Below are 11,452 nucleotides of genomic sequence, written 5' to 3'. Positions count from 1 at the left end.
CTTCCTACGTAATGAGCTATTTGAAAAGTGAAGCAAAGCGATGTAATGCACCAACAGAATGGGCTTACGTAAACAACTTCACAGAAAGCCATAGACCAAAAGCATTAGAGTTTGCACCTGGTTTAGCGGCTGTATTTGAACAAGAGATACGCACCTTAATTGACGGTCTTATGGTGACTTTTCCTGCCGCCTTTGAAGACACTAGCTATCAGCAGCAAAAAGGTGTGATAGATCGCGCTTTCAACGAACAGTACGAAGCAGCCATAAACAAAGTTGAGCGTGTTTCAGTAAAAGTTGGTGTTGCCATGTTTCGTGATGCCTCTTCTGTCAGCTTCGCTCCAATGAAAGACGGTAAAGCCCTAGAGGAGAACGAATTTGCCGCATTAAGCGATGAAGAAAGAGACATTTTCCAAGAAGGGGTTTCTACCCTTGAAGGTATGCTAAATGATGAACTCTTGAGTCTCCCTCAGTGGAAACGGGCAACATATGAGCAAATACGTCAGTTAAACATTAACACCTTACAACAAGCCCTAGACCCACTTATGTCAGCTTTGTTTGATAAATACCATTCTGATGAAGCGGTAACAGGCTATCTAAAAGCCATGCGTGCGGATTTAGATAAGGTGATTATTGACCAAATGGCGGATGATAAAGCCAGCGAAAACCGTGATGAGATTGCCCGTCGTCAGTTATACGAAGAGCTTTATTTACCGAATATTGCGGTGACCCATGATGGCGATAGCGGCCAGCCCGTAGTTTATGAGCCACATCCTACTTACCGTAATTTATTTGGTCAGGTAGAACACAGTAGTGATCAAGGTATGTTAATCACCAGCTATCGCTTAATTCGATCAGGTAGCTTACATGCCGCTAATGGTGGTTATTTGATTCTAGATGCAGAGAAATTGCTGACAGATCACTATTTATGGGAAGCCTTAAAACGCGCCCTCAAAAATAAAACCTTAAAAATCGAACACCCTTATGCAGACATGGGTCTGACTAATACCATGACCCTGTCTCCCCAAGATTTACCTTTGCAGGTGAAAGTTGTGTTGATTGGTTCTCGCGAGATATATTATTTATTACAAGACGCGGACCCTGACTTTCAAGAGATGTTCCGTGTTTTAGTGGATTTTGATGATACGCTGAAGCGCAACAAAGAATCTGAAATTGCCTTTGCTCGTCTTATGAAAGATCGAGTCGACAAAGAAGAATATGCCAATGTAAGTCGAGATGGCGTAGCTGCATTAATCGAATACAGCAGCCGTTTAGCTGAGCATCAAAGGGAAATGGCCGCCAAGATTGGTGATGTGTTTGAATTGCTTGGCGAAGCGGATTTTGTTCGCCAAATGGCCAAGGACGATTTGATTACACAGTCCCACATTGCTCGTGCCTTAAAAGCAAAAAAACACCGTACTGGTCGAGTCAGTGAAAAGATCATTGAGGAAATTCTCGAAGGTACAGTGCTACTGGAAAGTGACGGTTTTGCAGTAGGTAAAATCAATGGCCTCACAGTCATGCAAATTGGTGACAGTAGCTTTGGTGCGCCAGCACGTATTTCAACGACAGTTCACCCAGGTGGAAAGGGTATCATTGATATCGAGCGTGAGTCGAACCTCGGTCAAAATATTCACTCCAAAGGGGTGTTGATTCTGTCAGGTTATTTGGGTAATAAATACGCTCAGCGCTACCCGCTAGACATTTCTGCCTCCATCGCAATGGAGCAAAGTTATGGTTATGTAGACGGAGATTCAGCATCGACAGCAGAGTTGTGCTGTTTATTGTCTGCGTTGATTCAAGTGCCATTACGCCAAGACCTAGCGATCACAGGCTCACTTAATCAATACGGTGAAGTGCAAGCCATTGGTGGTGTGAATGAGAAAATTGAAGGTTTCTTTAACGTTTGTAATGCCAGAGGGTTGACTGGTAAGCAAGGGGTTATCATACCGAAATCCAATGCTAATAACCTGATGCTAAACGATGAAATCATCGACGCAGTAGAAGCCGGCTTATTTCATGTTTATCCGATTGCAACAGCAGATGAGGCCTTACATTTACTGACTGGAATAGAGCCAGGCGTTGCCAATGAAGAGGGTGAATACCCAGAAGGAACCTTGTCCGCTCAAGTTATTTTGCGCCTAGAAGAAATCTCCAAATTAGGCGAAGAAGAGGATGACGAAGAAGAAGACGAAGACGCCGAAAAGAAAACAGAGGAAGACAAAAAAGGGTCCTCTAAAGCTTAGTCTTTAATCGACAGAGTAAGGGTTAATATTTGCCCTTACTCTGTTTGATAATTTGTACTTGGCACTCGCGATCTACCCACAAAAATACATTGTAATAATACTCGCCACGTTGAATATAGCTGACCACCTCTTTTCGATAGCTAGGTAAATGCTTCTTTAATACCATACCCGGTTTGAATACTCTGCCTTGGTAATAATTTTCGGCCACACGGTCTGCCGCCTGTTTGGCCGCCAGATCCATACATTCAGCAAAACTTGCAGTGCTAATAAAAATACTCATTAATACACTAAAATGCGCTATTTTTGACACGAGAAGATCCATTTGTACTTTATCATGGGTAAACTGCTTGACTAATAGGTGATCTTATCACTATGTGCTGTTACAATGCGCGGCGATAGAGAGAGGAAATTATGGCTCGTACTAAAAAATCACGCACTATGCGTGGCAAACTGGGTAAAACCGGTTCTAAAGAAATGATGAAAGAGCAAAATAAAGCTCGTAAAGCTTCATCAGTTCGTCGTTTTGCGACTAAAAAAGCGAAAGCTCGCAAAGATCAAGCACACAAAAAACTTGAAAGATTAGGTCTGCTTCCTGAAAAAGAAGAGGCGGCTGTAGCAACTCGCCCTAGACGATTTGTCTTCGTTAAACCTGTTGATGAAGAGCATGAGGCAAAAAAAGCCACTGCATTAAAAATCAAGCAGCATGGCATTGACCCTGACACAGATACCTTGTCTTCCGATGAGCTATTGTCCGCTTTTTCAGAAGAACAGTAGGCTTATCGTGTTATTTAAAAATAAAGGCTGCGCTTGCAGCCTTTTTTTTATGCTTTTAAAATTGTCAGGCAGATCGACCTATTCCTTACTTAAGTAGTATTTTATGAATGATAAAGTCACCGTTCCTATGTCAAGCGTACGTTACTTATTACAAGCGGTTGAAAACCAAGGGCTTGATAGGAAGGCGTTATTAGAAAGTTTAGACCTTCACGAACAAGACCTTCTTGAAGGGCAAGGTTTTCCTGCTTATCAATACGGCATGCTTTACCAAAAAATCATGTGGCTAATGCAAGACGAATCATTTGGTATGCTAAGTGGCGGTAAAGTTCCGAACGGTGCGTTTAGGATGATGTGCTTAAGTATTATACATGCACGCTCGCTGGCCCATGCTTTGTATCGTTGCAGTGATTTTTATGAAATTTGTCGTGGCCCCACCATCAAACCAGTGCTGATTAAGAAAGGCCGCTTTGCTTTGGTGACCTTTGCTCCTATTGAATCTATGCACGACGAAGCTGAAAGCATTCTAAAGCCTGAGTCGAAGGAGCAGCTGAGAACTACTTTGTCCATGTGGCATCATTTTATATGCTGGTTAATTGGGCGACGTCTTGCCTTAAAAGCGGCTTATTTCACCAGCGAGCGCCCAGATGATGTGGAATACGATAAAACCTTGTTTCAATCGGAAGTGAAGTTTAACCAACATGCTAATGCATTGGTCTTTCCTGCCAGTTACTTAGATATGCCTATAGTACAAACAGAAGATAGCTTACGAGGCTTCTTGAAAACCGCACCATATCAATTATTGGTCATGGTAGAAAACGATAACAGCTTGAAATCTCGAGTGATGGCGATCTTGGGAAAAGACTTCTCCCGCGAAATGCCCAGTGCCGACGAAGTGGCGAGCGGGCTAAATATGAGTGTCTCCACGCTAAGACGTCGATTAAACGAAGAGAAAACGTCTTACCAACAAATTAAAGATGAGTCACGTAAAGAAGCGGCCATTACTTATATGAATGTGCCACGTTTAAGTATTAATGATATCGCAGGCTTAATGGGCTTCGACGAACCCAGTGCGTTTTTTAGGTCCTTCAAAAAATGGACCGGTATGACACCAGGTGAATACCGTAAAAGTGAGGAATATTTGAAGTTTGACAAAGGCATGAAAACCTCTTAAACCACCACATAACAAACCATTTAATTTTCTAGTGAATGTATTTGTCAGAAATATAGGCTAGAAATGTTATTGAGTGATTCGCTCCATTTTACCATTCTATAAGTCATCATCCGCTCGGATAATAATTTGGAGAATAAAAAATGAGCGAATACCAATATCCGCAAAACGACATTCAATTTAGCCTGCAGTCTATCGCTAAACTTGAACGCTTATCCCCCTATTTAGAAGAGCCATTAGATTCTGAATTATTAGACGCCATTTTAAGTGAAGCGGGTAAATTAAGTGAGCAAGTCATTGCTCCAATTAACGCTTCAGGTGACCAGCAAGGTTCACGCGTAGACCAAGGTGAGGTCTATGAAGCAGATGGTTTCAAAGAAGCTTTCCACACCTACCGAGAATCAGGCTGGTTAGCACTTGCAGGTAACCCAGAGTTTGGTGGGCAGGGTTTGCCTTCAAGTTTAGCAACCGCAGTGAATGAAGGTGTTCAAGCCGCTAACTTGGCTTTCTCACTTTGCCCTTTGTTAAGTCAAGGGGCGATCGAAGCGATTGAGTCCCATGCAAGTGAAGAACTGAAGCAGTGTTACATTCCTAAAATGCTAACAGGTGAGTGGACTGGAACCATGAACTTGACTGAGCCTGCTGCAGGCTCTGATCTCGCCGCTATCGCTTGTAAAGCAACACCCGGAGAGGACCACTTTAAAATCAAAGGGCAAAAAATATTTATCACTTGGGGTGACCATCAGATGAGTGACAACATAGTTCATCTGGTGCTGGCACGTCTTCCAGACGCCCCTGCAGGAGTGAAGGGGATTTCATTATTTATCGTGCCGAAATTCTTACTGGATCATAATGGTCAGCCTGCTCAACGTAACGATGTTCAGGTAGTATCAGTTGAACATAAAATGGGCATTCATGCCTCACCGACTTGTGTCATGAGTTTTGGTGATAAAGCAGGAGCCATTGGTTATCTAGTAGGGCAGGCCAACGAAGGCATAAAAGCCATGTTCACTATGATGAATAACGCTAGACAAGGCGTAGGCTTGCAAGGTCTTGGCATTTCGGAAAGGGCTTATCAGCAAGCATTAAGCTATGCAAAAGAGCGCAAGCAAGGTATGAATGCTGACCGATCCGGTAAAGCTGCCATTATTGAGCATGCGGATGTACGTCGTATGTTAATGATGATGAAGTCTCAAATTGATGCGATGCGAAGCCTCATTTACCTTGCCGCCGTAGAGAATGATCTGTCTCATTTAGCTTCTGGAGAAGTTCAGCAGGCTGCGATTAAACGCACCGCTCTATACACACCAATTGTAAAGGGTTGGATCACTGAGCAAGCTCAAGAAATCACTTCTTTGGCCATTCAAATCCATGGCGGAATGGGCTTTATTGAAGAAACTGGTGTTGCTCAACACGCAAGAGATGCTCGTATTCTACCTATTTATGAAGGTACAAACGGTATACAAGCCATTGATCTTATCGGACGTAAGTTACACTTTGATAAAGGTGAACAAATGTACTTTTTGCTCGATGAGATGGAGCAAGAGCTGAAAAATTATGGGCAAGAGGCCCTACAAAGCAATGTGGCAAAACTGACTAGCTCTATTGCTGTGGCACGTCATGCGACTAAAAACTGTTTAGATATAATGCAGCGTGACACCAATGAAGGGACAGGTTCAGCCTATGCTTACATGATGATGTGTGGCTATGTGATCGGTGGCTGGTTACAGATTAGAGCTCAAAAACTATGCTTAGAAAATCAACAAATGGGTGAAGAGCAAAAAAACTCTTGGCTGCACTCAATTAATTTTTATTGTGATCATGTGTTGCCTCGTGCTCACATGCACGCCCAAACCATTGCATCTGGGCAGGATTCAATGGCGGATTTAACGACATCGAGTTTTGAGCGCTAAATCTGGCAAGAGCTAACATTATAATTATAAAGAATTGGAAGGCGCATATGACTGATAGAGAAGTGATGGAATTTGATGTAGTCATCGTTGGTGGTGGACCAGCGGGACTTTCTACTGCTTGTCGTTTAATGCAACAAGCGCAAGCAAGAGAGCAAGAGCTGAGCGTTTGCTTAGTGGAAAAAGGCTCAGAAATTGGTGCCCATATAGTATCGGGTGCTGTGGTGGAAGCCACCGCCTTATCTGAACTCTTCCCAAACTGGCAAGAGCTTGGTGCGCCACTGCATACCAAGGTCAATGTTGATGAATTACATTGGCTGTCCAGTGCCGATAGATCTTCTGCAATGAGCCACTGGATGGTTCCAAAAACCTTACACAATGACGGTAATTACATTATTAGTTTAGGAAACCTATGTCGTTGGTTGGCAGAGCAATCCGAATCTTTAGGCGTTGAGATCTTTCCTGGCTTTACCGCCGCCAGCTTAGCGTATAACGAACAAGGTGAAGTGGAAGGTATCATCACTGGAGACATGGGTGTCGGCGCTAACGGTGATGAAAAATCAGGCTACATGCCCGGAATGCTGCTTAAAGCAAAATACACAGTGTTTGCCGAAGGCTGTCGAGGACATCTTGGTAAAGAGCTTATCGCTAAATATAAGCTGGATGAAAACCAAGCCCCGCAACATTATGGGCTTGGCATCAAAGAACTATGGGACGTACCGGCAGAGCAAAGTAAGCCAGGTACAGTGATTCATACTGCTGGTTGGCCTTTAGGTAAAGAAGCCAGTGGCGGCGGTTTCTTATACCACTTAGAAAACAATCAGGTGGTGGTAGGTTTAATCATGGATTTAAACTACAAAAACCCACACTTAAGCCCTTATGAAGAGTTTCAGCGTTACAAGCACCACCCGTTAATCTCGGAACACCTTAAAGGCGCTAAGCGTGTTTCGTATGGTGCTCGAGCCATAGCGAAAGGTGGCTGGTCTTCATTACCTAAAATGAATTTTCCTGGCGGTTTGGTCATTGGCTGTGACGCAGGCACATTAAATCCCGCTAAAATCAAAGGCACCCACACCGCAATGAAGAGTGGTATGCTCGCCGCAGAAACCATTATCGAAGCCTTAGGCAGTGAGCAGGGTGATGAAATTATTCGATCTTTCGATGTTCAGCTAGCCAATTCTTGGCTAGGCCAAGAGTTGCAGCAGTCTAGAAACTTCGTACCAGCGATGCACAAGTTGGGGACTTTCTGGGGTGGCGCCTATAACTGGTTGGATCAAAATATCTTTGCGGGAAGCTTGCCATTGCGCTTTGAGGATCTCACACCAGATCATGCAACTCTTGAACCTGCAGACCAGCATAAAGCGCCGAACTACCCAAAACCGGATGGTTTATTGAGTTTTGATCGTTTGTCTTCGGTGTTTTTATCAAACACCAACCATGAAGAGGATCAGCCTTGCCATCTCAAACTCAAAGACGCGGATTTGCCAATATCGAAAAACTTACCCATATACGATGAGCCCGCTCAACGATACTGTCCAGCAGGTGTTTATGAAATTATTGAGGGTGACGAAACGCCACAACTGCAGATTAACTCGCAAAACTGCTTGCACTGCAAAACCTGTGATATAAAAGATCCGTCTCAAAATATCACTTGGGTAACTCCAGAAGGTGCAGGCGGGCCAAATTACCCAAATATGTGATTTTAATATCATTTTTTTACCACTAAGGGCCACAATATTGTGGCCCTTTTCTTTATACTCAATACTGGATTTAGCCAGTGGCATGTTTGATAATAGCCCTTTGCTTAAAAGGAGAGAATTATGCGCCTATGGGTCGATGCAGATGCGTGCCCAAACGTCATAAAAACCATTTTATTTCGTGCTGCAGAAAGAGTAGAAATACCTTGTATTCTGGTAGCGAACCAAGCCATCGCTATCCCGCCTTCTAAGTGGATTGAGCGTAAAGTTGTCAGTTCCGGTTTTGATGTGGCAGATAATTATATTGTTGAGCAAATCAATGAGGATGATCTGGTGATCACAGCAGATATCCCTTTGGCTTCAGATGTGATTGAAAAAGGTGCCTTGGCCATTAATCCACGTGGTGAGCTGTATACTCGAGAGAACATCCGCCAACGTCTTAGCATGCGTGATTTTATGGAGCAAATGCGCTCTTCTGGCGTCCAAACCCAGGGACCAGACACTTTTAATCAAAAGGATAGAATGGCCTTTGCTAATACATTGGATAAGCTTCTAGCAAAGCGACGCTATTAGATGTCGCTTTCTTGAGCTATTTGCAAAGCCCTAATCATGGTTTTGCAAATAGCTTAAATTTTTGGGGATTAATATGAAAAAAATCGTTGTTGTGGGTGGTGGAGCAGGCGGCCTAGAATTGGTAACCAAGCTTGGTCATGCATTCGGCAAAAAGCGTCAAGCTGAAATCACCTTGATCGATCGCAGTCGAACTCATATATGGAAACCATTACTACATGAAGTCGCGACAGGTTCTTTGGACATCAATAACGATGGCCTTAATTACCGAGCTCATTCCGCTAAGCATCATTACCAATTCCAACTTGGAACTCTGATCGATGTTGATGGGGAGACTAAAAAACTGACCTTGGATGCTCTTTCTGATGAAAAAGGACATGTGATCTTGCCTGAAAGAACACTGGACTATGACATTCTCATCATGGCGATAGGTAGTGTTAGTAATGACTTCGGTACGCCAGGTGTTGCAGAGCATTGTTATTTCTTAGATTCTCACAAACAGGCCGAGCGCTTTCAGCAGGCTTTGTTGAATCACTTTTTACGAGTTCATCAAGCTGGTGCCGATGAAAAGCTTAAAATCGCCATTGTCGGCGGTGGTGCTACGGGTGTCGAGCTATCTGCAGAACTTTTCCATGTTGCGGATATGTTGAAAGCCTACGGTATGCCGGATATGTCTGGTAAGCGAGTCCATGTGGAGTTAATTGAAGCTGGCCCTCGCATATTGCCCGCTTTGCCTGACCGTGTTGCCATGTTGGCCAGTAAAGAGCTTAGCCGTTTAGGTGTGACCATTAGCCAGAGTACTCGCGTAGTTCAGGCGTTTGATGGTGGCTTTGAAACAGCAGATGAGAAAACCATTGATGCGGACTTAATGATTTGGGCGGCAGGGGTTAAGGCACCAGATTTCGTAGGTCATATTAAAGGCTTCGAAACCACCCGTAGTAATCAAGTATTAGTGAAAGGCACATTACAAACGGCCGCTTTTGATAATATTTACGTGATTGGCGATTGCTGTGCTTGCAAACAACCTGATGGTTCTTTTGTTCCACCCAGAGCCCAATCTGCTCACCAGATGGCGAGCCTCGTATTTGATAATATTAAAGCCTCTTTCCGTAGTGAAGCTCTAAAAGAATACGTTTATAAAGACTACGGCTCATTGGTAAATCTAAGTAGTTACAGTACCGTGGGCAGCTTAATGGGTAACTTAACAGGTGGTTCTATGTTTGTGGAAGGGCGTATAGCGCGCTTTGTTTACATTTCCTTGTACAGACTGCACTTGATCGCCATTCATGGTTGGGTAAAAGCCACTGTTATCATGGCAGCACAGAAAATCGGTAAGGTAGTAAAGCCAAAACTTAAGCTGCATTAATTTGCCGCTAAAAATCACAATTTAGACATCTAACTCAAATAAGCTAAGAATTATTCTTGGCTTATTTTTTTGCGTTCATCATATCGCGACACACAGTAAATAATGGAGAGTACATGCAAGCATATCAATGGGGTATTTTTGCCCTAGCCTTAGGAACATTTGGCTTAGGCACGACGGAGTTTATGCCGATGGGCTTGTTACCCGTTATTGCAGAAGGCGTAGAAGCTTCTATACCTGCGGCAGGTATGTTGATCAGTGCGTATGCCATAGGTGTTATGGTTGGCGCGCCGTTGATCACTTTGTTCCTTAACAAATACAGTCATAAAACAGCCTTGTTGATTCTTATGATGATTTTTGTGTCTGGCAATGTGTTTTCTGCGCTAGCGATTAATTATGAAACCTTTCTGATTTCTCGGGTTATCACCAGCTTATCTCATGGTGCCTTCTTTGGTATTGGCGCTGTGGTGGCGATGAATCTTGCACCTTTGCATAAACGAGGTTCTGCGGTTGCTGCCATTTTCCTTGGTTTAACCATTGCTAATATAGTCGGTGTGCCTTTTACCACTTGGCTGGGTCAGCAATTTGATTGGCGTTTAGCCTTTGCGGTTACCGCTGCACTTGGCCTGGTTGCTATGTATGGCCTTAATAAAAACTTGCCGAATACTGCGCCACCCGAAAAAGTGAATGTAAAAAGTGAACTTAAAGTCATTATGCAGCCATCTGCATTGCGTGCTTTTGCCACAACAGTTATGTGTGCAGGCTCTATGTTTACTTTATACACCTACATTACACCTATCATGCAGACCTTGGCGCAAGCTTCTGATAATGCGGTTGCTATTATGTTGGGCTTAACTGGAATAGGCTTCACCTTAGGTAATTACCTTAGCGGTAAACTCACAGATAAGTCGCCGAACTTAGCCTTGTATGTTTTTCTGGGTTTACAGGTACTGGTCTTGTTAGTGTTTAGTTTCACCGCCACAACCGTTATTGGTGCTGCTATTACAGTATTGCTATGGGGAACCGTTATCTTTGGTAGTGGTCCGCCATTACAGATGCAGGTTATGAAGGTAGCGGCGGCGGCGCCAAGTCTGGCTTCTTCTATTAATATTGGCGCTTTCAACCTAGGTAATGCATTAGGCGCTGCGTTAGGTGGCTTGGTGATCAGCATCGGCCTTAGCTATGCATGGATTCCCACCGCAGCAGCAGGGCTATCACTAATCGGGCTTATCATGGTGCTGATAAACAAAAAGCTGAACGCTGATACAAACGTAGCTTAGACCTAAATGGATTAGTTAAAAGAAGAGGGTGCTTAGGCACCCTTTTTTAATGCAGATATTTGCTAAGCCTTAAAGCTAATCTATTAATAAATTATGGCTAAATTTTATCTAATTTATTCTATTGATTTAGAATGTTGGCATTAGGATATTCATCAGCAAAATGAGTGGATTAAAAATGGCAATTTATTGTTTTGGGTGAATAATAGTGAGCATTTGAGTATTTGAGTATTTGAGCATTTGAGCATTTGAGCATTTGAGCATTTGAGCATTTGAGCATTTAGCTTAGACAATGCCTAGCTTAAAGTATTATTAGTCAGCAAGTCAGCAAGTCAGCAAGTCAGCAAGTCAGCAAGTCAGCAAGTCAGCAAGTCAGCAAGTCAGCAAGTCAGCAAGTCAGCAAGTCAGCAAGTCAGCAAGTCAGCAAGTCAGCAAGTCAGCAAGTCAGCA

General features: G+C 43.4%; 9 protein-coding genes. 8 read left to right on the top strand and 1 reads right to left on the bottom strand.

Annotation, left to right across the window (positions count from 1 at the left end):
* Window positions 1-2,243, top strand: a 2,243-nt coding sequence (locus tag ABJF92_RS00045) for a Lon protease family protein (protein WP_446813808.1), incomplete at its 5' end; no start/stop codon positions are given.
* 22 nt (window positions 2,244-2,265) lie between these two features.
* Here ABJF92_RS00045 and ABJF92_RS00040 read toward each other — a convergent pair.
* A complete protein-coding gene (locus tag ABJF92_RS00040; RefSeq protein WP_446813807.1) occupies window positions 2,266-2,523 on the bottom strand; it encodes a hypothetical protein in 258 nt (85 codons plus the stop codon).
* Between the two features lie 131 nt (window positions 2,524-2,654).
* On the opposite strand from ABJF92_RS00040, the gene ABJF92_RS00035 reads away from it, so the two are divergent.
* From ABJF92_RS00035 to ABJF92_RS00005, 7 genes are all read left to right on the top strand, one after another.
* Window positions 2,655-3,017, top strand: a complete 363-nt coding sequence (locus tag ABJF92_RS00035) for a hypothetical protein (RefSeq protein ID WP_446813806.1) — start codon at window positions 2,655-2,657, stop codon at window positions 3,015-3,017.
* 103 nt (window positions 3,018-3,120) lie between these two features.
* Window positions 3,121-4,188, top strand: coding sequence for an AraC family transcriptional regulator (locus tag ABJF92_RS00030; RefSeq protein WP_446813805.1), 1,068 nt, complete (start codon window positions 3,121-3,123; stop codon window positions 4,186-4,188).
* Window positions 4,189-4,328: 140 nt separating this feature from the next.
* Entirely contained in the window at window positions 4,329-6,098 is a 1,770-nt protein-coding gene (locus tag ABJF92_RS00025) for an acyl-CoA dehydrogenase (protein ID WP_446813804.1), read from the top strand.
* 47 nt (window positions 6,099-6,145) lie between these two features.
* Window positions 6,146-7,795: an electron transfer flavoprotein-ubiquinone oxidoreductase gene (locus ABJF92_RS00020; protein ID WP_446813803.1), complete on the top strand. Its 1,650-nt coding sequence runs from the start codon at window positions 6,146-6,148 to the stop codon at window positions 7,793-7,795.
* A 120-nt stretch (window positions 7,796-7,915) separates the two neighbouring features.
* The gene (locus ABJF92_RS00015) at window positions 7,916-8,365 is read left to right on the top strand and encodes a YaiI/YqxD family protein (protein WP_446813802.1); all 450 of its coding nucleotides are present in this window, start codon (window positions 7,916-7,918) and stop codon (window positions 8,363-8,365) included.
* Between the two features lie 73 nt (window positions 8,366-8,438).
* The gene (locus tag ABJF92_RS00010) at window positions 8,439-9,728 is read left to right on the top strand and encodes an NAD(P)/FAD-dependent oxidoreductase (protein WP_446813801.1); all 1,290 of its coding nucleotides are present in this window, start codon (window positions 8,439-8,441) and stop codon (window positions 9,726-9,728) included.
* A 113-nt stretch (window positions 9,729-9,841) separates the two neighbouring features.
* Window positions 9,842-11,005 carry an MFS transporter gene (locus ABJF92_RS00005; protein WP_446813800.1) on the top strand — a complete coding sequence of 388 codons (1,164 nt, stop codon included), beginning with the start codon at window positions 9,842-9,844 and terminating at the stop codon, window positions 11,003-11,005.
* Window positions 11,006-11,452 lie beyond the last annotated feature (447 nt).

Source organism: Marinomonas sp., assembly GCF_039940335.1.
GTDB lineage: Bacteria > Pseudomonadota > Gammaproteobacteria > Pseudomonadales > Marinomonadaceae > Marinomonas.
This window is presented reverse-complemented; position numbering and strand designations above follow the sequence as displayed.